At 75.7% G+C, this 23,442-nt stretch carries 21 protein-coding genes; 7 read left to right on the top strand and 14 right to left on the bottom strand.

From position 1 onward, the window contains the following. Window positions 1-18 precede the first annotated feature (18 nt). The 6 genes from GA0070610_RS29990 to GA0070610_RS29965 form a co-directional block, all read right to left on the bottom strand. Window positions 19-552, bottom strand: coding sequence for a hypothetical protein (locus GA0070610_RS29990; protein ID WP_089003136.1), 534 nt, complete (start codon window positions 550-552; stop codon window positions 19-21). 57 nt (window positions 553-609) lie between these two features. Further along, on the bottom strand, window positions 610-1,896 hold the full coding sequence (locus GA0070610_RS29985) for an outer membrane protein assembly factor BamB family protein (protein ID WP_089003135.1): 1,287 nt from the start codon (window positions 1,894-1,896) through the stop codon (window positions 610-612). Window positions 1,897-2,043: 147 nt separating this feature from the next. Then, complete coding sequence (locus GA0070610_RS29980; RefSeq protein ID WP_089003134.1) at window positions 2,044-2,517, bottom strand: SRPBCC family protein; 474 nt, start codon at window positions 2,515-2,517, stop codon at window positions 2,044-2,046. Window positions 2,518-2,616: 99 nt separating this feature from the next. Then, on the bottom strand, window positions 2,617-2,826 hold the full coding sequence (locus tag GA0070610_RS29975; RefSeq protein WP_089003827.1) for a DUF397 domain-containing protein: 210 nt from the start codon (window positions 2,824-2,826) through the stop codon (window positions 2,617-2,619). 178 nt (window positions 2,827-3,004) lie between these two features. After that, window positions 3,005-4,204, bottom strand: a complete 1,200-nt coding sequence (gene fahA, locus GA0070610_RS29970; RefSeq protein WP_089003133.1) for a fumarylacetoacetase — start codon at window positions 4,202-4,204, stop codon at window positions 3,005-3,007. Beyond that, on the bottom strand, window positions 4,201-5,073 hold the full coding sequence (locus GA0070610_RS29965; RefSeq protein ID WP_089003132.1) for a hypothetical protein: 873 nt from the start codon (window positions 5,071-5,073) through the stop codon (window positions 4,201-4,203). Before GA0070610_RS29965 ends, fahA begins: the two co-directional genes overlap by 4 nt. A gap of 95 nt (window positions 5,074-5,168) precedes the next feature. Here GA0070610_RS29965 and GA0070610_RS29960 point away from each other — a divergent pair, with 95 nt between their 5' ends. From GA0070610_RS29960 to GA0070610_RS29935, 6 genes are all read left to right on the top strand, one after another. Then, the gene (locus GA0070610_RS29960) at window positions 5,169-6,335 is read left to right on the top strand and encodes a homogentisate 1,2-dioxygenase (RefSeq protein WP_089003131.1); all 1,167 of its coding nucleotides are present in this window, start codon (window positions 5,169-5,171) and stop codon (window positions 6,333-6,335) included. A 277-nt stretch (window positions 6,336-6,612) separates the two neighbouring features. Further along, complete coding sequence (locus tag GA0070610_RS29955; protein ID WP_157747279.1) at window positions 6,613-6,795, top strand: thiopeptide-type bacteriocin; 183 nt, start codon at window positions 6,613-6,615, stop codon at window positions 6,793-6,795. Window positions 6,796-6,898: 103 nt separating this feature from the next. Further along, window positions 6,899-9,685, top strand: coding sequence for a lantibiotic dehydratase (locus tag GA0070610_RS29950; RefSeq protein WP_157747278.1), 2,787 nt, complete (start codon window positions 6,899-6,901; stop codon window positions 9,683-9,685). Window positions 9,686-9,776: 91 nt separating this feature from the next. Then, a complete protein-coding gene (locus GA0070610_RS29945; protein ID WP_089003128.1) occupies window positions 9,777-10,910 on the top strand; it encodes a lantibiotic dehydratase C-terminal domain-containing protein in 1,134 nt (377 codons plus the stop codon). 5 nt (window positions 10,911-10,915) lie between these two features. Next, window positions 10,916-13,816: a TOMM precursor leader peptide-binding protein gene (locus tag GA0070610_RS29940; RefSeq protein WP_089003127.1), complete on the top strand. Its 2,901-nt coding sequence runs from the start codon at window positions 10,916-10,918 to the stop codon at window positions 13,814-13,816. A 13-nt stretch (window positions 13,817-13,829) separates the two neighbouring features. Next, window positions 13,830-15,563, top strand: coding sequence for a thiopeptide-type bacteriocin biosynthesis protein (locus GA0070610_RS29935; RefSeq protein ID WP_089003126.1), 1,734 nt, complete (start codon window positions 13,830-13,832; stop codon window positions 15,561-15,563). A 61-nt stretch (window positions 15,564-15,624) separates the two neighbouring features. On the opposite strand, the gene GA0070610_RS29930 is transcribed toward GA0070610_RS29935, so the two are convergent. The 4 genes from GA0070610_RS29930 to GA0070610_RS29915 are packed head-to-tail and all read right to left on the bottom strand — an operon-like array spanning window position 15,625 to window position 18,397. Continuing rightward, window positions 15,625-16,650 carry a tetratricopeptide repeat protein gene (locus GA0070610_RS29930; protein ID WP_089003125.1) on the bottom strand — a complete coding sequence of 342 codons (1,026 nt, stop codon included), beginning with the start codon at window positions 16,648-16,650 and terminating at the stop codon, window positions 15,625-15,627. A 10-nt stretch (window positions 16,651-16,660) separates the two neighbouring features. Continuing rightward, window positions 16,661-17,143, bottom strand: coding sequence for a 2-C-methyl-D-erythritol 2,4-cyclodiphosphate synthase (gene ispF, locus GA0070610_RS29925; RefSeq protein WP_089003124.1), 483 nt, complete (start codon window positions 17,141-17,143; stop codon window positions 16,661-16,663). 16 nt (window positions 17,144-17,159) lie between these two features. Further along, window positions 17,160-17,855, bottom strand: a complete 696-nt coding sequence (gene ispD / locus GA0070610_RS29920; protein WP_089003123.1) for a 2-C-methyl-D-erythritol 4-phosphate cytidylyltransferase — start codon at window positions 17,853-17,855, stop codon at window positions 17,160-17,162. Between the two features lie 56 nt (window positions 17,856-17,911). Continuing rightward, window positions 17,912-18,397, bottom strand: coding sequence for a CarD family transcriptional regulator (locus tag GA0070610_RS29915; RefSeq protein WP_007073334.1), 486 nt, complete (start codon window positions 18,395-18,397; stop codon window positions 17,912-17,914). Window positions 18,398-18,724: 327 nt separating this feature from the next. Here GA0070610_RS29915 and GA0070610_RS29910 point away from each other — a divergent pair, with 327 nt between their 5' ends. Next, complete coding sequence (locus GA0070610_RS29910) at window positions 18,725-19,408, top strand: hypothetical protein (RefSeq protein ID WP_089003122.1); 684 nt, start codon at window positions 18,725-18,727, stop codon at window positions 19,406-19,408. 51 nt (window positions 19,409-19,459) lie between these two features. On the opposite strand, the gene GA0070610_RS29905 is transcribed toward GA0070610_RS29910, so the two are convergent. The 4 genes from GA0070610_RS29905 to GA0070610_RS29890 form a co-directional block, all read right to left on the bottom strand. Continuing rightward, a complete protein-coding gene (locus GA0070610_RS29905; RefSeq protein ID WP_089003121.1) occupies window positions 19,460-20,224 on the bottom strand; it encodes a hypothetical protein in 765 nt (254 codons plus the stop codon). A 30-nt stretch (window positions 20,225-20,254) separates the two neighbouring features. Further along, on the bottom strand, window positions 20,255-21,313 hold the full coding sequence (locus tag GA0070610_RS29900) for a type III polyketide synthase (RefSeq protein WP_172896622.1): 1,059 nt from the start codon (window positions 21,311-21,313) through the stop codon (window positions 20,255-20,257). Between the two features lie 100 nt (window positions 21,314-21,413). Next, entirely contained in the window at window positions 21,414-22,580 is a 1,167-nt protein-coding gene (locus GA0070610_RS29895) for an acyl-CoA dehydrogenase family protein (RefSeq protein ID WP_089003120.1), read from the bottom strand. A gap of 44 nt (window positions 22,581-22,624) precedes the next feature. Next, window positions 22,625-23,398: a methyltransferase domain-containing protein gene (locus tag GA0070610_RS29890; protein WP_089003119.1), complete on the bottom strand. Its 774-nt coding sequence runs from the start codon at window positions 23,396-23,398 to the stop codon at window positions 22,625-22,627. Between the last annotated feature and the right edge of the window lie 44 nt (window positions 23,399-23,442).

Below are 23,442 nucleotides of genomic sequence, written 5' to 3'. Positions count from 1 at the left end.
TTCCGGACAGATCAACCATCAGGCGACGGAGTGGGTGATCGTGCCCCGGTAGGTGCCCCCGACGATGCCGGTCGGGATGGCGATCCGGACGGTGGGCACCCAGGCCACCATGTTGTTGCCGTTGCCGGCGGTCTTGCGGAACGCCTCGCGGGCGACGTCCAGGGTCACCGCCTGCGCGGAGGTCGGCTGCCCGGGCACCAGCATGCCGCCGCCCGTGCTCCGCACCGCCGGCCCGGACCAGTACGAGACCCGGTCGTTCGCGATCGTCTGCTGCGCTCCGCCGGCGCCGGTGACGAAGACGGTGGCGGAGACCGTGGCGACCCAGGTGTTGGGGTTGACCTGGCCGCGCGAGTCGCGGACCTCGACCGCGCCCAACTGCCTGGTGATGGTGCCGCCGGTGAACCCGCTGCCGAGATCGACGGAGGCGGGCACGGTGATGTCCACGCCCACCGTCCGGGCCAGCCGGACCGTCCGGCCGGACGGCGCGGCGTCGGCCGGGGAGGCGGTGACGAGGATCAGGATCGCGCCCAACAGGGCTGCTAGGAAACGCACATTAGGACTATAAATAACTTATGTCCGTTTTGTCGAGCAGCCTCGCCGCCCCGCGTTTCACGTCGCGGCGAGGATGAGCGGCTCCGAGGTCAGGTAGTAGCGCCGGTCGTCACCGGTCGGGTCGACGGGCTTGCGAAGCCGCTCCACGGCCACGAACCCGTCGGCCGCGTACGCCGCGCCGGGTGCCCAGCCGATGCCGTCCGAGCCCACGTTGAGCGCGAAGAAGGACCGCTGCGCCCCCGTCGCCGGGTCCAGCGTCACCAGGTCGTTCGTCTCCGTCAGCAGGTGCACCCGGTCGGGCTGCACGGCGAGCAGCCGCACCGGCGGCAGGCCGACCCGGCGCCACAGTTCCGCGCCCGTACGCGCCGACCGGCCGACCGGCACCCCGTCGACGACGGCCACCGCCGTGCCGCCGACGAGTTCGGCGTCCGGCCGGTCCAGGGCCGGGGCCGCGACCGGCGCACCGGCACCGAGCAGCCAGCCCCGCCCCGGCTCGTCGCCCGGCCCGGCCGTCCGCAGCCCGGTGCACCCCGTCCGGCCGGTGCCGCAGCCCACCGGGGTCGCCACCAGCTCGTCACCGGCGTCCGGCGGACGCCAGCGCAGGCCCACCGCCCCGGTCACGGCGTCGCGGAACTCCACCACCGCCGGGCCCGCGCAGGAGTCGACGATCATCACCTGTCCCGACCCGGTCGCGCCGAGCGCGTCCCGGCACCCGGCGAACGCGTCGGCGTCCCCCGGCGGCACCGTGACCGTGAGGTGGGACTGCCACAGTTCGCGGCCGTCGGCCAGATCCACGGCACTCATCCGCTCCGCCCCGGCCGCCACCACCGCCTGCCGGCCGTCGGACCCCCGGGCCACGAGGAGCCCCCGGGGATCCCAGACCGTCGCCGCGCCGGTGCGCCGGACCGTCCGCTCCCCGGCCGGCGCCGGCCCGTCCGCCCGCCAGGCGACCCGGCCCGTCCGCGCGTCGAGCGCCACCAGCCGCCCGTCGGACCAGCGGGTGACCACCGTCGTCCCGCTCGCCACGACCCCGTCGAGCGTCGCCGGCCAGCGGCGGTACGACCAGTACGGGGTCGTCCGGTACCGCCCGTCGGCCGGCCGGTCGGCGTAGACCTGGCGGTGGGCCGCGTAGACCCGTAGCCGCCCGTCCACGACGAGCGGGGCGACGGGGAGCCGGCCGACCACACCGACGGTGGGAGACGCGGCCGGCGGATACCCGGCCCGGGCGGGCGTGACGACCTCCGCGGGGGCGAGCACCCGGTAGACCGTCGCCGCGACGGCGACGGTGGCGAGCAGCGCCGCGACCGCCACCGCGATCCGCCGCCGGCCGTTCGGGAACCCCATGCCGCACCTCCGCCCGGCACCCTACCCAGCGGGGCCGGTCAGGGCCCGGTCAGGTCGCCGGCGGGCGGGTGCTCCGGCGGTGGCCGTCGGCGTACGCGCGGCACGGCCGGCGCCCGCCCGCCGCGCACCGGTGCCCCGACGTGCGCCTCAGGCCGCCTCGGTCGCGCCGGTGGCCGCCGCGGCGGCCAGGTCGGCGAGGTCCTGCCGCAGCGCGCGTTCGACCGCCCGGGCCGCCAGCCCGCCGAGCAGCAGGGCCACCACCCGACCGTACGGGGCGGTCGGCACCGCCTCCTGCTCGACGGTGACGGCGGTGCAGCCCCGGCGCCGCCGCTCGACCGGGCGCAGCGTCCAGGTGATCCGGTAGTCAACGCCGGCGCCCCGCGAGCCGAGCACCAGCCGTCGGGGCGGCTCGGCCTCGATGACGACGAACTCCTCGAGCAGCGCGGTGCCGTCGGGCTGGGAACGGGTCTCCCGCCACGCGGTGCCCAGGCCGAACGGGCCGGGGGTGAGCACCTCCACCGGGCCGGTGAAGCGCCGGGTGCGGGCGGTCAGGTCGGTCAGCAGCCGCCAGAGGTCGACGTCGTGCGCCTCCACGAACTCCGTGACCGCGACCGTCGACATGCCACCTCCCGTGGCCTCGACGGTACGCCGGGTGAGCGGGGATCGGGGCCCCGGAGCGGAATTTTCACACCGCCGGGAGCCCCGATCGTGGGCGACGCGTCAGCGACCGAACCGGCCGGCCCGGATCGCGCCGACGAAGGCCGTCCACCCCGGCGGGCTGACCGCCAGCGTGGGGCCCGCCTGGTCCTTCGAGTCACGTACGCCCACCACGCCGAGGGCGTCGACCAGGTTGTCCGCCACCTCCACGCAGAGACCCTGGTCGTTGGAGCGGCTGCTGGTGCGCCAGACCGCGCCCGGGAGATCGTTCATCGTCGTCACCTTCCTGTCGTCGGTGCGCCAACCGGCGGCCGGGACCGGAACCGGAAGGGGGCGTCCGGGCCGGCCCCGGCGCGGCATGGCGACGGAATCCGCGACGATCAACGCGGAAGACGCGGTCCCCGGTCGCACAGTTGGTGCGACCGGGGACCGGCGATGATCGGAAGGCGGGTCAGCGGGCGGCGACGACCTTCCCGGTCACCTCGCCCAGGGCGATGGTGGTGCCGTCCGGGCCGGGCGCGGTGGCGGTGATCGTGACGGTGTCGCCGTCCTCCAGGAAGGTGCGCGTCCCGCCGTCGGCGAACTTCACCGGCTCGGTCCCGCCCCAGGTGAGTTCCAGGAACGAGCCGACCTGGCCCCGCTCGGGCCCGGAGACGGTGCCCGAGGCGTAGAGGTCGCCGGTACGCAGCGAGGCGCCGTTCACGGTGAGGTGGGCCAACTGCTGGGCCGGCGTCCAGTACATGGTGGCGAACGGCGGCTCGCTGACCCGCTCCCCGTTCCACCGCACCGCCAGGCGCAGGTCCAGCCCGAGGTGCGGCACGTCGCACAGGTAGTCGGCGACCGGCGGGTCCTGCTCGGGGGCGGGCACGAAGGCGTCGCCCAGCGCGTCCAGCGGCGTCACCCAGGCCGAGACCGAGGTGGCGAAGGACTTGCCCAGGAACGGGCCGAGGGGCTGGTACTCCCAGGCCTGGATGTCGCGGGCCGACCAGTCGTTGACCAGCACGACGCCGAAGACGTGGTCGGCGAAGTCGTCGGCCGGGACCCGGTCGCCCAGCGGGCTGGGCACGCCGACCACGAAGCCGACCTCGGCCTCGATGTCGAGGCGTACGGACGGGCCGGTGACCGGCCCCTGCGGGGTGGCCCGCTGCCCGCTCGGCCGCACCACGGGGGTGCCGGAGACGACGACCGTGCCGGCCCGGCCGTGGTAGCCGATCGGCAGGTGCTTCCAGTTGGGCAGCAGGGGCGGCTGGCCGGGGCGGAAGATCTGGCCCACGTTGGACGCGTGGTGCTCGGAGGAGTAGAAGTCGACGTAGTCGGCCACCTCGAACGGCAGCTGCATCCGCGCCTCGGCCAGCGGCACGAGCAGCGGCTCCACCGCCGCCCGGTGCGCGGCGTCGGTGAGCAGCTCGGTCACCCGCTGCCGGACGGCCGTCCACTGTGGGCGTCCGAGCGCCATGAAGTCGTTGAGGGTGGGCCGCCCCAGCGCCCCGGCGGCCAGCACCAGACCGGCCTCCTCCGCGCCGGCCAGGTCGAGCACGAAGTCGCCGATGCGTACGCCGACGCGCGGCGCGCCCTCCGCCCGGCGGAACACCCCGTACGGCAGGTTGGCCACCCCGTACGGCGAACCGTCGGCACCCGTCACCCACGTCATGCGTCGAAGCCCCCGTTCACCAGCCCCAGCCGGATCAGATCGGTCAGTGGTTCCAGGATGCTGCACGAGCCGAAGCCGATCCACAGCGGGCGCGGCTCGGCGAGTCCCGCCTCGGCGTACTGCACGAGCGGGCGCGGGTCGGCCGCGGTGAGCAGCTCGGCGACCCGGGCCACCGGGGCGCCCCCGGCGGCGGCCAGCGTCGCCGCCAGCACGTTGACGAAGCCGTGGTGGGTGAAGCCGGTCTCCGAATCGAGGTGCCGCACCGCCTGGTGCAGCCCGGCGGTCAGCTTGAACGGCAGGTCCCGGTCCCGGCAGGCGCAGATCACGGCGGCCAGCTCCGCCGGGGTGGGGAACAGCTCGGCGGCCAGCCCGCCGGTGCGGAACTTCGCGGCGACCGGCACGCCGTCGGCGCGGGCGGCGGCGAGCGCGTCCAGCGCCCCCATGAGCCCGAACGTGAGCGGCAGCTCGGCGTAGACGGCGTCGAGGGGGGCCGGGCCGGCGCCGGCCCGGCGGGCCAGGGCCACGAGCTCGGTCAGGCCGGGCAGCGGGTCCTCGCCTCGCCTGGCGACCGCCGCCTCCACCTGACGTACGCGGACGCGCGGGTCGGCCGTGGCGGGCACCTCGTCGAGCCGGTCGAGCGGCACGTCGCCGATCACCCCGACGGCGATCCGCTCGTCGGCGCCGAGCAGGCCCGCCAGCTCGGGCAGCCTGGTGGCCGGCACCAGGAGCGGGCCGACCAGGTCCGCGTACCAGGCGGTGCGGTGCCGCCGGTGCGCGGCGACGGCGTCGGGCAGCGACGCGCTGCCGGGCGGGAAGACGGCGGCGTCGTCGACGAGGCCGTCGAGAAGCGCGGGCACCTGCGTTGACACGAGACAAGAATGTACGGGACGCTACAAGGAACGGACAACAGCGTCCGATTATCGGACGCCGTTGGATCGGTGAACGGGACGAACCGGGAGGCGAGATGCCGTACTACCGCAGCGTCGGCGAGGTGCCGCGCAAGCGCCACACCCAGTTCCGCCAGCCCGACGGCAGCCTCTACGCCGAGGAGCTGATGGGCCAGGAGGGCTTCTCCTCCGACTCGTCCCTGCTCTACCACCGGCACGCGCCGACCGCGATCGTCGCGGCCGAGGAGTTCACCCCGCCGGCGTTCACCCGGGTGCCGAACCTGCCGCTCAAGCCCCGGCACCTGCGCACCCACAAGCTCGACGGCACCGGCGCCGACCCCGTGCTCGGCCGGCAGTACCTGCTCGCCAACGACGACGTGCGGATCGCGTACGTGCTGGCGGACCGGCCGTCCCCGCTGTTCCGCGACGCCACCGGCGACCACTGCCTGTACGTGGAGTCGGGCACCCTGCGCGTCGAGTCCACGTTCGGCGTGCTCGACGCGGTGCCCGGCGACTACGTCGTCATCCCCACCTCCACCATCCACCGGCTGGTGCCCACCGGCGACGCGCCGACCCGGCTGCTCGCCGTCGAGGCGGCGGGGCACATCGGTCCACCCAAGCGCTATCTCTCGGTGCGGGGCCAGTTCCTGGAGCACTCGCCCTACTGCGAGCGTGACGTCCGGGGGCCGGACGCGCCGCTGCTGGTCGACGGCGAGGACGTGGAGGTGCTGGTCCGGCACCGGCGCGGTTGGACCCGCTACGTCTACGCCAACCACCCGTTCGACGTCGTCGGCTGGGACGGCCACATGTACCCGTGGGCGTTCTCCATCCACGACTTCGAGCCGATCACCGGCCGGATCCACCAGCCGCCGCCCGTGCACCAGACCTTCCAGGGCCCCAACTTCGTGATCTGCTCGTTCGTGCCCCGCAAGGTCGACTACCACCCGGACGCGATCCCGGTGCCGTACAACCACCACAACGTCGACTCCGACGAGATGCTCTTCTACACCGGCGGCAACTACGAGGCCCGGCGCGGCTCGGGCATCGAGCAGGGCTCGATCTCGCTGCACCCGTCCGGCTTCACCCACGGCCCGCAGCCGGGCGCCGCCGAGCGCTCGATCGGCGCCGACTTCTTCGACGAGCTGGCCGTCATGGTCGACACCTTCCGGCCGCTGGACCTCTGCGACGCCGCGAGCGCCTGCGAGGACGACGGCTACGCCTGGACCTGGGCCCGCCGCCCCTAGGCGGACGATCCCGGTTGACCGGTGCCGCGGTCCGCACTGCCGGAGCGCGGCACCGTCGTGCGTGGGGGCGTCCTGACCTCCCACACATCGGCCGCGTGAGCGCGGTTCCTTCTGATCGTCAATGGACGGCCGTCGTACGGCCACCGGCGACTGGACGCTCGGACGACTGGTTCGTGGGCGGAGCTGACTAACATCTTGCGCACTGTCCATCTTGTCATCGACAAGTGCGCTTGTTCGTCGACGACATCCCCTGGAATCGGAGTACACGATGCGCGACATGACGGCCACGCTGGCCGACCTCGAAGACCTCAACCTGGCCGACCTGGAGGTGTCCGACCTGCTGGAGGTGCACGCCGTGCGCGAGTCGGTGGCCCTGCCGGAGACCGGCGCCTCCGCGAGCACCTCCGCCGTCTGGCAGTGGCTGGGCTACTCGTCCTGCGCCGCCCAGCTGCCCCAGTAACGCACCAGGACCGACCGGTGGGGCCGGGGACGCCGACAACGACGCTCGCCGGCCCCACCGGCTGGACCGTGGTCGGCGTCGACGACCGCGTACGGAGGAGAGCGTGACGACCACCCGCCAGTCCCCTGCCCCGCCGCCGACTCCGGCAGCGGGCGGCCGAGTCGCGTCGGCGGTGCAGGTCGCTCCGTACGTGCTGATCCGCAGGACGGCGGTCGACCAGCCGGCGGCCGGACCGGCCGGACGGCACCTGCGTCGCCTCCAGGACCAACTCGTCGACCGACTGGTCGAGTGCCGGACCCTCGGCCCCGAACTCACCGAGGAGCTGTACCGGCTCGGCGGCCAGGCCCCGACGGCGCACCGCCGCTCCGTGCTGCTGCCGCTGCGGCGGGACGTCCACAACGGCCGGTCTCCGGCCGGCGACCTCCGGGACCGACTCGGCGACCTGCCCGACCGGCTGCCGGCGCTCGGGTGCTGGCTGCGGGCCCGGGCCGAGATCGACCGGCTCACCGCCGCCGTCGACGCCTCGTCGGATGCGGTGCTGGTCGAGGAGCGGATCGCGCTCGCCGCCCTGTGCGGCAGTGAGCCCTTCGGCCGGGCCGCCGCGTTGACCAGCCCCGAGCTGCTGGCGGCGGTGCGACGGACGGCGGCGCGCGGCGGCGAGCCGGACGCCCGCGGCCGCAAGTCCGAACCCACCGTGCTCCGGTACGCGTTGCGGGCCACCACCCGGACCAGCCCGCTGTCCTGGTACACCGTCGTCGGTTGGGCCCCCTGGCCGGAGGCCGGAGCCGTTCCCGCCCCGCCGACGTCCCCGCCCGGCGGGGCAGACCTCGCGGCGGGCCTGGACCTGACGGCAGCGGGAGAACCGCTGCCGGTGACCCGCCCTCCCGCCAACCTGGTCGCCAGCCTCTTCCTGGCCGGGGCCAGCCGCCCGGGCCAGCTGCCGCGCATCCCGCACCGGCTGGCCCCGGGCACCCGCGTGCACGACGGGCACGTGGTGTTCTACCGGGAGCACCCGACGACCGGCGCCGACGGCATGCCGGTGATCCGGGAGGAGCGCGTCCGGATGCCACTGCGGCCCGCGCTGGCCGCGATCATCCGGGTGCTCCGCGCCGCGCCGGGCGGACACCCGCCGGCGGAACTCGTGGCGGCCCTCGGCCGAGGCGCGGGCCGCCCCGCCGCCGACGCCGTCGAGGCCGAAGGTCGCGCGCGGCGCCTCGTCACCCAGCTCTGCGACGAACGCCTGCTGGTTCCGGTGCCCCCGACCACCGAGCACGACCCGGCGGCGCTGGCGGCGGTCGCCGACTGGCTCGCCGACACCGGCGCGCCCGCCCTCGCCGAGCAGGTACGGCAACTCGACCAGGACATCCGGTCGCTGGCCGAGGTCGACGCGGCGCGACGCGGCGCGCTCGTGCGGCGGATCGGCGCCGGCTGGCAGCAGGCCCTGGGGGAGCTGGGCGCCACCGCGCCGTCCCACGCGCCCGTCACCGAGGACGTCGTGCTGCCCGGGCCGGTACGCCTGACCCGGCCGCCCGCGGACACCGCCGACCTCGCCGCGCTGACCGGCCTCGCCCTGTTGTTCGACGGGGATCAGGTGTCGCGCCGGCTCCTGCGACACCGGTTCGTCGAACGCTACGGCCCCGGGGGCCGCTGTGCCGACCTGGGCGAGTTCTTCGCCGAGGTCGGCGCCGGATTCGGTGACCTGCCGACGGTGACCCCGGACGGGACCCTGACGGGCAACCCGGTCGACCGGGTGCCCGAGCTGGCCGAGCTGGCCGAGCTGCGCCAGGAGGTGGTCCGCGCGGTACACGCCGACGGGGCGAGCGACGGCGTGCAGACCGTCGTCGCCGCCGAACTCGTCGCCGAGGCGGCCGCCGCGCTGCCCCGCTGGCTGCGGACCCGACCGGTGTCGTACGCCTTCTTCGGCCAGCACGGCCCGGACGGATCGCTGCACCTCAACCACATCTACGGCGGCTGGGGCCGGTTCACCAGCCGCTTCCTGGACCTCTTCGGCGACACCGGCATGCGCGACGCGGTCGCCGCCCAGCTCCGCCGGGTGCTGGGCGGCCGGGTGGCCCAGTTCCGACCGGTGCACGGGTTCAACGCGAACCTGCACCCGCTGCTGGTGGGCGAGGACATCGGCGACGACCAGCGACTGGGCGGGCTCGACCTCACCTCGATCGAACTGGTGCACGACCCGGCCGGCGACCAGATCCGGCTGCTCGATCCGACCACCGGTGAGCTGCTCGACGTGCTGTACCTCGGCTTCCTCGCGCCACCGGCGCTACCGGCCCGGGTGGCCGCGCTGCTCGGCGACCTGGGCACCAGCGAGGTCGGGCTCCGCCACCTGGCCGCGACCCGGACGGTGTCCGGCCCGGGCGGACAGGCCGTGGTCTCCGACCGGCTCCGCTGTGGCCGCGTCGTCCTCGCCCGCCGGAGCTGGCGCTTCGACGAGGGCGCCGAGCGGCACCTCCGCGGGCTCGGCTCGCCGCCGGCCGGGCCGTCGGTCGCCGCCGCCGCGGCGCTGCGGGCGGGTTGGGACCTGCCCGACCAGGTCTTCCTCAACCAGGGCAGCCGCCACGCCGCGCAGCCGCCCGCACCAGGCCACGGCGCGCAGCACCCCGGCGGCCAGGCCGGGCAGCCGTCGGACCATCCGCCCGCCCCGCCGCCGCCCCCGGCGGTCGCCGGGCTCCGGGAGGCCGTCGCCCGACCCAAGCCGCAGTTCGTCGACCTGGCCAGCCCGCTGCACCTGCGCTGTGTCCCCCGATGGCTCGGGCGGATCACCGGCCGGCTGGTCGTCGAGGAGGCCCTGCCCCGCCCCGCCGGCCACGACCGGCCGCACCGGGTCACCGAACTGGTCGTCGAGACCTACCTGCCGGCGGCCCTCCCGTGACCGGACGCGCGGCCCCCGGGGTCGTCGATCGACGTGAACCTGTCCGGCGCCGGCCGTCCGACCACACCATCAAGCCGAGTGGAGTCCAGCCATGACCGAGCCGAGCACGACCGTGACCGGGCTGACTCCGACCACCGACGTCGTGTGTCACTACCACGAGGAGGCCAAGGCACCGCTGCTGCGCGACGCCGTCCTGCCTCTCGCCGAGCGGTTGCGCGGTGCCGGGCTCTCCGTCCACCTGGAGCGGCACTGGCTGCACGGCCCCCACGTACGCCTGCGGCTGCGCGGGCCCGAGGCGCACCGTGCCTCGGCGGCTGCCGAGGCCGCCGAGCGGTTGCGTGCGCACCTGGCGGTGGCGCCGTCGCGCGCCGGCCTCGACGAGGAACTGCTGCTGCGCCGCTCCGAGGCGGCCGGCCGGGCCGAACTCGTACCGCCCCCGTACGACCCGATCCGGCCCGACAACACGGTGCTGGTGACCGACGGCGACCAGGGTGCCCTGGTGGCGCTGCTCGGCACGCCGGGCGCGGTCGAATGCCGTGCCGACGTCCTCGCCGCCGGGCTGGCTCCGGTACGGGTGTCGCTCGATCAGCTCGCCCTCGTCGGAGACGCACAGGCCGCCCGGGTGGGCGTCGTGGTCACCGCCATGGCCGCGCACGCGGACACCTGGCCCGGCCGGCTGCTGTCCGGCTACCACACCTTCCTGTCCCACCTGGAGGACTTCCTCTTCGGCGAGCGGGACGACCTCCTGCGCCCGCGCTTCGCGGCCTTCGCCGAGCGGGCCGGCGGGAGGTACCACGACCTGGTCCGGCAGGCGTCCACGCCGGACACCACCGAGCCGGTGGCGGCGGCGTGGCGGGCCTGGAGCGCGGCCGCGTGGCGGATCGCCGAGCGGGCGTACGACGCGGGTGCGCTCAACGGCGCCTTCTCCGCCGAGTTCCGGCGTCTCACCACCTCGTTCGACGACGCCACGGCGATCCGGTGGGACCTGAGCCGTCGCGGGGCGAGCGCCTACCACCGGGCGCTGGAGGCGTCGGGCTTCCAACGGATCGCCGCGAGCCGGGAGTTCCAGGTCTACCGGTTCTGCACGAACATGCTCTACCAACTGCTGACGCTCTGCGACGTCGCGCCGATGGAGCGGTACCTCGGCGCCCACCTGCTCGTCGAGGCGACCCAGGAGATCCACGGTGTGTCCTGGCAGGACGCCTTCGCCGCCCGCACCGGATGACCCGCATGGAGGCGACGTGGGGCGAGGTGACCCTGCGACCGGGCGCCCTGGTCCGGGTGGTCGAGGGCGGGCTGCTCGTAGGCGGCTGGTGGTCCGGTTCGGTGGTGACCTGCCCGCCGGTCGCCGGCGAGCTGTGGCGACGGCTGGAGCCGCTCCTGCGCCGGGGCCTCGACCCGGCGACCGCCACCCCGGGGCTGCCCGACCAGACCGCCAGGGCGGTGGGCTGGCTGCTCGGTCTCCTCGCCGAGCACGACGTCCTGGTCGACGTCCGGGTGGCGCGGGACGCCCACCCGTTGGCGGCCTGCCTGGCGGGGCTCGCGCATGATCCGACCGGGGCGCTCGACGCGGTGTCGCGGTGCGCGGTCGAGGTCACCGGCGAAGGCGACCTTCCGCTGGCCGTACGCGCGGCACTGACCGCCTCCGGGTTGTCCGTCGGCGTCGGCGCGGACCTCGTCGTGTGCGTGCACGCGGAGGACCCCGACGACCGGCGGGAGCCGTGCCGCCGGGCCGCGTCCCGGCGTTCCGGCTCCTCCCGACCCGCCGTGTTGCCGGTGACGATCCGGCCGGACGGCGCACTGATCGGCCCGCTGGCCCCAGCCGGTCACCCCGCCGCACCAGGCCAGGCCGCCACAGGCCAGGCCACCGCAGGCCAGGCCGATCTCGACGCGCACCGGCCCCGACGGGAACGGGCGTCCACCGAAGCCACCGACCCCGCAGGCACGGACGCCGGTCCGGTCGGGCCGGCTACCGGCCACCGGCTGCTGCCGTTCCTGGTGGCGCACGAGGTCGTACGCGCGCTGGCCGGGCTCGCCGACGGCACGGCCCTGTCGCTGCGCGGCGGGGCCGTCCAGCGCGTCGGCGAGCCGACCGGCAGGCAGTCCCGGCCGTTCCCAGCGCGGACCGGGGCGCTCGCCGGTGTCCCGGCGCCGGGTACCGGGGCGCTCGCCGGTGTCCCGGCGCCAGGCACTGGGCCGACGGCGGGAGCGGCGCCGGCCCGCCCACCGGTCGACCCCGACACCGCATCCCTCGGTTCCGGCGCGGCGGACGACGGCCCGGTGCGGGTGATCGGAGACGACGACCGCCTGTTCCGGGCGATCGCCGTCGGCACCCCGGCCGTACGACGGACAGGTCGGGCCGTCGTGGTGGGCGTCGGGGTGGACTGGCCGACGGCCCGGCATCTGACCGAACAGCGGGCCGCCCACGCGGCCGGCAGGGCGTACCTGCCGGTTCGGGCGCGCGGGACGACGATCGAGATCGGCCCGCTGAGCAGTCGCGGCGTCGGCGGCTGCCTGCGGTGCGCCGACACGCGGCATCAGGCCGTCCTCGGTTCCGGCGGCACCGCCTCGCTGCTCGCCGACGCCCGGCCGCTGCCGCTGCCGCCGTACTGGCGGGGGCTGATCGGGGAGTTGGTCGCCGGCCGGCTCGCCGACGACGCCGACCCGCGCGTCGCCAGCGTACTGTCGGTCCGCGACGGCTCGCTCGGCCGGCACCTGATCCGCGCGGTGCCGGACTGTCCGGCCTGCGGGGCCCTGCCACCCGACTCGGCCGGTGCCGCCACGATCAATTTGCGCTCCCGCCGGCAACCCGCGCCCGACCGCCTACGGATCCGCCCCGAACCGCCGGACCTGGGCGTGCTCCGCGCCGAACTCGTCGATCACCGGTACGGGCCGGTCACGCACGTCCACTCCGACGGGCAGGGTCCGCTCGCGCTCGCGGCGGCCGAGATGCCCGTCCCCGGCCGGTCCGGTCGGGTCGGTGGGTACGGTCGAGCGGCCGACCATCCGACCGCGCAGGTGCTGGCCCTGCTGGAGGCGGTCGAACGCGAGGCCGGGCGCTGCCCGCAGGGCCGCCGGACGACGACGCTGGGCAGCTACCGGGAGCTCGCCGCCGACGCCGTCGACCCCACCCGGTTGGGCCTGCCGGAGCCCGAGGCCGTCCGTCATCCCGCGTACCGGCTGGACCCCTACACCCCGGACACGGTCACCTCGTGGGTGTGGGCGTACGACCTGGTCGCCGGTCGACCGGTCCTCGTGCCGGAGCACGCGGCCTACTACGGGGTGGCACGGGCCGGGGCCGCCCGGTTCCTCCACGAGTCCTCCAGCGGCTGCGCCGTGGGTGGCTGCCTGGAGGAGGCCGTCCTGCACGCCTGCCTGGAGACGATCGAGCGGGACGCCTTCCTGCTCACCTGGTACGCGGGCCGTCCGCCACCGGCTCTGGCGCTGCCGCCCGACACCGATCCGCTGACCCGGCACCTCGCCGACCGGATCGCGGCGGAGGGCTACCGGCTGCACCTGCTCGACGTCACCAGCGACGTCGGGATTCCGGCCGTCTGGGCCCTCGCCGTCACCGACCGGACCGACCGGGGCGCGACCTTCTCCGCCGCCGGGGCGCATCCCGATCCCCGCCGGGCCGCCGCGGCGGCGATCCTGGAGGTCGGGGTCAACGTGGCGGTCGCGGCGAAGGTGGCCCGCCCGCCACGCGACCGGCTGCTCGCGATGCTCGCCGACGCCGACCTGGTGGCGGAACTGGGGGACCACGCCGCCCTGCACCTGCTGCCAGAGACCCTGCCCCGCTTCGACTTCGCGCTCTCCGAGGCCGCCGTCGGCCCGGCGCGACCGCTCGACGAGCACTTCGCCGGCTGGCGCGAGCGGTGGCTGCACCCCGACCTGACCGAGGTGCTGCGCAGGGTCCTCGCCGCGATGGCCGCCGCCGGGACGCCGCCGCTGGTGGTGGACCAGACCGGGGCGGGCGAACGGCGCCTCGGCCTGGCCGCCGTCAAGGTCATCGCGCCCGGGGCGGTGCCGATGACCTTCGGGCACCTCAACCGGCGGATCGACCTGCCCCGCCTGCGGCAGGCCCGGCTCGCCGCCCCCGATCGCCCGGTCCTGCCCCACCCGTTCCCCTGAAGGAGAGCCCAGCATGGGTCGCTGGTCCGCCCTGCACGTCCACCTGCACGCCGGTTCCGAAGGCACCGAGACGGTGCTGCGGGAGCACATCGTGCCGACCACGACGGACCTGCTCGCCCGGGGCGAGATCTCCTCCTGGTTCTTCGTCCGGTACTGGGAGGGCGGGCCGCACCTGCGCTGGCGGGTGGCCGACGCGACGCCGGAGACGCTACGGCGGATGCGCGCCGGGCTGGTCGAGGCGGTGGCCGCGCTGCCGCCACCGGCCCGGGAACTACGTCCGGCGGACTGGTACGCCCAGTTCGGGGTGCACACCTCCGACCGGACCGACGTGGGGCACGGGGCCGGGGGTGGGCCGGAGCTGGGCTGGCACCCGCACGGCACGGTGCTCGAACAGCCGTACCGGCCGGAGGTCGACCGGTACGGCGGCCCGGACGCGATCGGCGCGGCCGAGGAGCTCTTCGCCGCGTCCAGCCGGGTCGCCGCAGCGCTGCTCGACGCGCCGCCCGCCCGGCGTCGGTCGACCGCCGTGGACCTGCTGTTCGGGTTCCTCACCGCCAGCGGTCTCACCGGGCACGAGGCGGTCCGGTTCCTGCGCGGCTACGCCAACGGCTGGACGCTGGTGCCCGAGGCGCACGGTCAGGACCTCGGCCCGGCCCTGGTCGCGGCGCAACGCGACTTCCACGCCGACGCGACCGTCTACCCGGCCCGGCGGCGGCTCATCGCCGACATCGTCGCGCGCGGCAGGGGTGCGAGCACGTCCGTGAACTACTGGGCGGACGAGGTCGCCGCCTACGCCGAGCGGCTACGCGTGGTCGACGGGCAGGGCCGGCTGCGCGGGACGCTGCCCGGCATCCTCGCGTCACAGCTGCACATGCTGCACAACCGTCTCGGGCTGAGCATCCCGGCCGAGTGCCACCTCGCCTGGTTGGCGTCGCTGGCGTACGGAGCGCCGGCCGCTGCGCCGGACTTCCACGCCGACGGGGTCGACGCCCCGGACCGGGCCTACCACGAGGGGGCGAAGTTCGTCCGTACGCGGTGGCCGAGCCAGCGTCCCCGCACGGTCGGGCCCGCACCGGATCGTCCCCGCCCGTCCGACGCCGTGACCCTGACACTGCCCGAGCCGACGCCGGGCGCGCTCGCCGACACCACGCTCGCGGCGGTGTTGCTCGACCGCCGCACCCGGTACGACTTCGGCGGCGGGGAGACGGACGTGGCCGGCCTGGGCCGGCTGCTGCGCTACGCGGCGGGTGACACCTCGCCGCCGGGCAGCGACCAGCGACGGCTGGCGTACCCGACTCCGGGCGCCCTGGCGACCGCCCGGCTGCTCGTGCTCCCCCGGCGGGTCGCCTCGGTGCCGGCGGCACTCTACGAGTACCTGCCGCAGCGGCACGCCCTCCAGCGGGTGGCACCCGATCCGGGCACCGACCGGCTGTCCCGGGTCGCGCCGCAGTTCGTACCCACCGGGACCGACGCCCCGCCCGGTCCGAACGGGCTCGACGTCGAGACGGTGCCGCTCTGGCTGTTCGTGGTCGCTGACCTGCGCCGGGCCAGGGCCCGGTACGGGCTGCGCGGCTACCGGTTCGCCGCCATGGAGACCGGCCACCTCGCCCAGAACCTGCTGCTCGCCGCGACGGCCCTCGGGCTCTCCGGCGCCCCGATCGGCGGATTCTTCGACGACGAACTCAACCACCTGCTGCTGCTCGACGGGCTGGACGCCAGCGTCTTCTACGCCCTCGCCCTCGGCTGAGGGCGGATCCCCCGGGCCAGCCGACGGGCCGATCGGTCCCGACCGGCCAGCCGGTGCCGGTTCACGCCGTGGTGCGGGAGAGGACGGCCAGTTCGGCGGCGGTCGCGGCGAGGATGGCGAGCACCAGCGGCCACGGGGTGCCGACCAGGGCGTAGAGCAGGATCAGCGCCGGGGCGGTCGCCGCCGCGTAGACGGCAAGCGCCAGGACGCGGTCGGAGCGCAGCAGGCTCGGCAGGATGGTGCGGGCCAGGCCGGGCAGCCGGGCGGCGAAGCGCCAGACGACCAGGGCCCCGCCGAGCGCCGCGAACGCCGCCGCGACCCGGGACAGCCCGGGGCTGCCCGGCGCCATGCAGGCGATCAGCACGGCGGTGATCATCGTCCAGCCCGCGCCGTAGACCACGAGCTGGCGCAGGCCGACCGAGATGGTCCGGCCGGAGTCGATCCGGCCGGGGCTCATCGCGGCGGCCTCGGCCAGGTGTTCCAGCGCCTCGCTCCAGCGCCGCTGCTCCAGCCGCAGCACCCCGATGTCGTGGCGGGCCTCGGCGAGCTGCGGGTCCAGCCGCAGCGCCTCGCGGTAGGCCCGCTCGGCCAGGTCGTACAGCTGCATGTTGGCGGCGACCAACCCCAGGACCAGGTGCGCCTCGGGCTCCTCGGGGGTCAGCTCGACCCCGCGCCAGGCCGCGTTCAGCGCCGGCTGCCCGTTGCGGGAGCCGGCCAGGATCGCCGCGGCGCTGCGCTGGGCGTACGCGTCGTCGGGCCCCAGCGCCAGGATCCGGTCGGCGGTGCGGGCCGCCTCGGCGTACTGCTCCAGGTCGCCGAGGGCGAGGGCGCGGGCGACCAGCGCCGGCACGGCGTCCGGAGCGGCGGCGACCGCGGCATCGGCGGCGGTGAGCGCCTCCGTCGGCCGGCCGGCCGCGAGGTGCACCCGGGACAGCATGGTCAGCGCCCCGGCGCTGGCCGGGTCCAGCGCGACGGCGTACGCCAGCTCGCCTGCGGCCTCGTCGTAGCGCCCGAGTTCGGCGAGGAGCTCGGCGCGCTGGACGTAGCCGTCGAAGGCGGAGCGGTCGGAGGTGGCGTCGCTGGACATCGCGGCGAGCCTAGGCGGCCGGAGCCTCGTACACCAGGGCCACCGCGATGCCGGTGAGGCCCTCGCCGCGCCCGGGGAAGCCGAGGCCGTCGGTGGTCGCCGCGGAGACGGTCACCGGCGCGCCGACCGCCTCGGAGAGCACCCGCTGTGCCTCCTCGCGGCGCGGGCCGATCTTGGGCCGATTGCCGACCACCTGCACGGAGACGTTGCCGATCGCGAAGCCGGCGGCCCGCACCCGGCGGGCGCTCTCGGTGAGCAGGGCGACGCCCGACGCGCCGGCCCACTCGGGCTGGCCCACGCCGAAGTTGGCACCCAGGTCCCCGAGGCCCGCCGCCGAGAGCAGCGCGTTGCAGGCGGCGTGCGCGGCCACGTCGGCGTCCGAGTGCCCGGCCAGGCCGTCCTGGTCGGGCCAGTGCAGGCCGGCCACCCAGCACGGCCGGCCCGCCTCGAAGGCGTGCACGTCGGTGCCGATGGCCACCCGGGGAACGATCATGCGAAGAGGGTACGCGTCACGCGCCGGTGGCGAGCAGGTGCTCGGCCAACGCCAGGTCGAACGGGCGGGTGACCTTCAGCGCGTGCTCCGAGCCGGGAACGCAGGACACCGGGACGCCCTGCTTCTCGACCAGGCCCGCGTCGTCGGTGAGCGGGTCGCCGGCGGCGGCGTGCGCGGCCGTCAGCACGGCCCGGCGGAAGCCCTGCGGGGTCTGCACCGCCCGCAGCGCGGAACGGTCGACGGTGCCGAGGACGACCTCGTCGGCGCCGACCTCCTTGATCGTGTCGACCACGGGCAGCACCGGGATCACCGCGTCGTGACCGGCGCGGACGGCCGCCGCGACGGACTCCACCAGGTCGGGCGGGGTCAGCGCTCGGGCGGCGTCGTGCACCAGGACGATCTGCGGGCCGGCGGGCACCGCCGCGAGGGCGGCGGCCACCGACGCCTGCCGCTCGGCGCCGCCGGGCACCACGGTTACCGGGGCGACCGGGGCGAGCAGGTCCCGCACCGCCTCGACCTCGGCGGCCGGGGCAGCCACGACGATGGTGTGCACCGACGGCGCGGCGGCGAGCCGGCGGACGGCGTGCACCAGCAGGGGCTCCCCGCCGAGCAGGCGCAACGCCTTGGGACGACCGGGGCCGAGCCGTACGCCGGCACCGGCCGCAGGCACGAGGACCGCGACGTCACCGCGCGGATTGAGCTGCGCGGTCACGTCGCGGTCCTCGGTGGTTTGTTCGCCACGAATCGGGTACGACGATGCTGTGGGGACTAGGCCTCGGTGAGGACCTTGTCGAGCAGCGTCTCCGCCTCGTCCTTGGTGCTCTTCTCAGCCAGCGCGACCTCGCCGACGAGAATGTCGCGGGCCTTCGCCAGCATGCGCTTCTCACCCGCGGAGAGACCCCGCTCCCGCTCCCGGCGCCACAGGTCGCGCACGACCTCGGCGACCTTCAGCGGGTTACCGGAGGCCAGCTTCTCCAGATTCGCCTTGTAACGCCGCGACCAGTTGGTCGGCTCCTCGGTGTGCGGTGCACGGAGCACGTCGAAGACCTTGCCGAGGCCCTCTTCGCCGACCACCTCGCGCACACCCACGATCTCGGCGTTCTCGGCGGGCACCCGGACCGTCAGGTCACCCTGTGCGACCCTCAGGACGAGGTATTGCTTAGGCTCGCCCTTGATGACCCGAGTCTCGATTGCCTCGATGAGTGCGGCCCCGTGGTGGGGGTAAACAACGGTCTCGCCGACACTGAAAACCATAGGTTCGAAACCCCTTTCGCTGTGTCTAGGGTAACACGCTCAGGCACCGATGTCTCACCGCTGTCCTGACCGTTGGCGCAGCTCAGGGGCCCTGTGAGAGGTATTTCTTCAGCTTGACAGGCCGCCAAACCGGTGGTTTGACCACGCTCCGTAACGCTTGGATGACGTCCCGGCACGAGTGACGCGAACGTCGAGATCAAGGGCTATGCGCTCCTCCCATGGTAGCCCGCCGGGCGGGTACGCGCCCAGGTGTAGCGGCAGCCGGCCCCGTGCGGGACGCTGGAGGCCGAGCCGCTGTCCGCTCGCCGAGACGTCCCTGGGGGTGCGATGGGCAAGCCCGACGCAGACGGCCCCGGACTGCCCGACCTGCCGCCCGAGTGGGGCCGGGTGGTCGTGCCCGACGACGCCTCCGCCCTGGCCACCGAGGCCGAGCAGATCCGCCACGAGCTGCGCCGTACGCCCCGTCGCGCCGCCGCGGCCCGGTCCCCGTACGCCCTGCCCCTGCTGGTGTTGATCGTGGCGGTGCTGACCACCCTCGCGGGCCTCGCGGCGGTCACCTGGCCCCGCACCGACCGCTCCACCCCGCAGCCCACCCCCGCCCCGCACGCGCCGCCCGCCGGGCTGGCCGGTCGACCGCTGCCCGCGCTGGACCTGGTCGACGCGGGGCAGTCACCGGTGCCCCTGCGCGCGCTGGTGCCCGCGATGATCATCCTGGTCGACGGCTGCCCCTGCCCGCAGGAGGTGGCCACCGCCGCCGCCCTGGCACCGCCCGGCGTCACGGTGGTCACGGTCGCCGACGCCCGGCCCGTACGCGCCACGCCGCCCGCCGGGGCGACCGTACGACCGCTCGCCGACCCGGCCGGCGGGCTGCGCGCGTTCCTGCACCTGCCGGCCCGCCCCGGCGCCGCCACCGCGCTGCTGGTGGACCGCTCCGGCGTCCTCGTCAGGGTGGTGCCGGAGATCCGCTCCGCCGAGGACTACCGCGCCGACCTGACCCGCCTCGCCGCCTGAGCCACACCGTGGCCCGCGTGGTGGAGGCGGCGGACCCCGGGAAGGTGCGGGTCAGGGCATGGCGACCAGTTGCGCCTCGACCCGGAGCGGCTCGGCGTTGGCGCTCGACAGCGAGACCTGGAACGGCCCGCCCCTGCCGGTGACCTCCGTGAACGTGACCGAGCCGTCGCAGGCGCTGGTGATCGGGTCCGCCGCCCACGCCCCCTCGACCACGATCAGCAACTCGCCGGGGCCCACGCAGCGGTACTGGAGCAGGTGCCGGGCCCCGCCCTCGGCGGAGGCCTGCTTGACCAGGCCCTTCCCCGGGCCCAGTAGGGCCCGGGCGGTCCAGAGCGTGCCGGGGAAGCTGTCCAGCCCGCCGCGCCGCACGGCCCCGTCGAGCCGTTCGTCCATGAGACGGCGGGAATCGTCAGGCCCGCCGGGCCTGACGTCGACCCGGAGCGCGTCGCCGCCGCGCGGGTCGGTCCGGAAGGTGGCGCCGCTGCCCGGGGCGGTCCCGACCACAGCACCGGTCGCCGGATCGACGACCCAGACGTTGGTGATGCCCCCGGCCCCTTCCGTCACCATGACCCGGGCCCCGGCCTGCGATGAGACACCGAGTCGGGCCCGGTCCGCCGGCGCGACGTTGCTCGACGCGGCCGGTACGGGGTCGGTGCGGGGCGCCTCGGCCTGCCACCACCAGCCGCCGCCGACCAGCGCGGCCAGCCCCGCCACGGCCAGTACGACGCCGCGCAGCCGGTCGTCGGTGCCACCCGGAGTCGCCTGCTCACCGGGATCCGGGGCGGATTCCGGCCGGTCTGCCGCGTCGGCGTCCATTACCAGAGGGTAACCGCAGCGGGCGACAGTTCACTCCTGTCGTTCGAGCAGCGCGGCGTAGAGCGTCAGGCCGGGGCCGAACGCCAGCATCACCACCCGCCGTGGCGGCGACGCGGCCCGGCGCAGCCGGTCGAGGATCAGCAGCACCGTCGGGGACGAGCAGTTGCCGTGCTCGTCCAGCGTCGCCCGGGAGGCCGCCAGCCCCTCCGACGGCAGGGCCAACTCCCGCTCGACCACGTTCAGGATGCGCGGGCCGCCCGGGTGCGCAGCCCAGCCGTCCACCTCGGACAGCGTCGTGCCGTGCCGGGCCAGCAGCCCGTCGACCAGGCCGCGTACGTGCGTGGAGAGCACCTGCGGCACCTTCGGCGACAGCCCCATCCGGAAGCCGGTGTCGGTGACGTCCCAGGTCATGTGGTCGGCCGTCGAGGTGTCCGTGACGGAGGTGACCTCGCGCAGCGCGTACCCCCGGCCGCCGGGGACGACCACGGCGGCGACGGCGGCGTCCGAGAAGAGCGCGTGGGAGACGATCTGCTGGGTGTCGACCCGGGCGCTGGAGGGCTGGATGTGCAGGCTGGTCAGCTCCGCGCAGAGCAGCAGCGCGGGCCGGCCCCGGGCGGTGACGAAGTCGCTTGCCGCGCCCAGCCCCGGCAGGGCCGCGTAGCAGCCCATGTGCCCGACGAACATGCGCTGCGTGTCCGGGGCCATGCCCAGGTCCCGGGCGAGCAGGATGTCCAGCCCCGGGGTGGCGTACCCGGTGCACGAGCAGACGAGGAAGAGCCCGACGTCGCCGGCGGACAGGCCGGCGGCGGTCAGCGCCCGACCCACCGCCTCCTTGCCCAGCGGCAGCGCCTCTACCAGGTAGCGGCGCATCCGCCGCTCCGTCGGCCAGTCGGAGACGTCCTCCAGCAACGGGTTCACGGCCGCCTGGCGGCGGGTGACCCCCGAGTGCGTGAAGATCCGCTGTGCCAGCGCCCGGGTGCTGCCGGAGAAGTGCTTCGAGAAGAAGCCCTCCCACAGGTCGTCCTGCGCGGCCGACGGCGGGTGCGCCGTCCCCAGCCCCGCGATCACCGGTACGGCCACCATGCCCACCTCTCGTCCGGCCTTGCGCACCGGGCGGCCGAGCCCGCCCCTGGACGGGCCCCCCGTACCGTGCGCCCGCGCGTCCGCCGCCCCGGCGGACCCCCCACGCTCACCAACGAGGAACCGTCGTGTCGCGGTCCGGGTCGCCGCCCAGCGCGGCGATGCCGAGCCAGTCCGCGCAGACGTCCGACGTCGCCGGGTGCAGCGATCCGCAGCGGGCGTCCCGGTAGAGCCGCTCCAGCGGATGCCCCCGCCGGGTGGCGGACGTGCCGGCCGCCTCCAGCACGGACGCCGCCACGTCGGCGGCGGTGGTGCCGGCGAGCAGCTTCGCCCGCCACACCCAGCGGTTCGTCTCCGCGTCGCCCGGGGCCTCGTCGACCCGGCGGGCCGCCTCGGCGACCACCAGCTGGGCCGCCGCCACGGCCGCGTCGGCCCGGCCGAGGCGGGACCGGACCGCCGGCAGGCCGGCGAGGTTGCGGGCGTTCAGGTGCTCGGCCGCCGCGTCGACCGCCGCCCGGGCGACCCCGACGTAGACGGCGGCGTAGCTGGCCACCAGCCAGTGCGGCATGAGCTGGGCGACCACCAGGGCCAGCCCCTCCACGCCGCCGAGCAGCCGGTCGGCCGGCACCGTCACGTCCAGGTGCAGGTCGTGCGAGGAGGTCGCGCGCATGCCGAGCGAGTCCCAGGTCGGCTCGACGGTCAGCCCGTCGCCGGCCGGCACCAGGAACTGCGAGACCACCGACGGGTCGGCGGCGCTGCGGGCGGCCACCAGGTAGCCGTCCGCGTGCCCCGCCCCGGAACAGAACGTCTTGCTGCCCTTGAGGTGCCAACCACCGTCGGCCGGCTCGTAGACGGTGCTGAGCTGGGACAGCCGGGCGCCGGCGCCGCGCTCGCTCATCGCCACCGCGTACCAGGCGCCCTGGGCGGCGGCGGCGAGCAGCCGGTCCCGGGCGGCCAGCGCCTCGTCCGGCACCCCGAGCGCCTCGGCCAGTTCCTCGGTGACCGCGCCGAGCGCGCCGGTGACCGAGGCGTGCATGTTGAAGACCAGGGCCGTCGCGCCGTTGCCCCGGGCCAGCTCGGTGGCGACGGCGGCGTACTCGGCGAAGGTGGCGCCCATCCCGCCGAGCGCGGTGGGGACCATCAGGCCGAAGAGCCCGGCCTCGCGCAGGTCCCGGAAGTCCTCGGTCGGGAACGAGCCGTCCCGGTCGTGCTCCGCCGCCCGGGCGGCAAGCCTCGGTGCCAGGCGGCGAGCCGCCTGGAGCGCGTGCTGCGTCATACAGCCCCCTTCTCGGCCCTCTCCCTACCCAGGGACGGGCACCGCTATCCGCTCCGTCGACCACGTCCCTGGTAGAGCACGGCGGTCGACCACGTCGGCACGATCCGCGGCGTGGGGCCGGCGGCCGTCGCGCCCGGACGGTCGCCCGTCGTCGCGTCCGGACGGCCGGCGGCGCGCATCCGGCGCAGCAACCAGCCGAGCAGGCCGGGCACCCCCGGCCGGATGCCCCGCAGCCGCAGGTCGACCCCGTGCCGGGCGCACTCGGCCACCAGCGCCCGGGCGTCCACGAACAACCGTGGATCGTGGATGCCCCTGGGCACCGTGGGCAGCCGCTCGGCGATCCGCACGGCGAGCAGGCGGCTCAGCGCCGTGTCGTTCAACGTGTCCAGGACGAGCAGGCCGCCCGGCCGCAACAGCCGGCACGCCTCGGCCACCGCGCGCCGCCAGTCCGGCACGTGCTCCAGCAACTCGCCCGCCGCGACCACGTCGGCGCAGCCGTCCACCAGCGGTACGGCGGTGACGTCGCCGTTGACGGCGGTCACCCCGTGCGCGGCGGCCTGTTCCAGGGCGGAGCGGGTGAGGTCGACGCCCACGTGCCGGTAGCCCTTGCCCGCCAGGTGCGGGGCAAGCAGCCCGGCGCCGCAGCCGAGGTCGACCAGGAGGGCGCCGGGGCGGGACGCCGGCGGCACGAGCGCCGCGCGGGCCTCGGCCAGCCAGTGCAGCATCGCGAACGCGCCGTCGGGCCGCCACCACTCGCCGGCCAGGTCGTCGTACTGGCGCGGATCGTTGCGTGGCAGGGTACGGCCCGCGTCTGGCATGGACCGAGCGTGGCACGACTGCCCGGTAACGACCAGACTTTCCT

This window comes from Micromonospora echinofusca (genome assembly GCF_900091445.1).
Classification (GTDB): Bacteria; Actinomycetota; Actinomycetes; order Mycobacteriales; family Micromonosporaceae; genus Micromonospora; species Micromonospora echinofusca.
The sequence above is the reverse complement of the archived record's forward strand: the minus strand, read 5'-3'. Positions and strand labels throughout refer to the sequence as shown.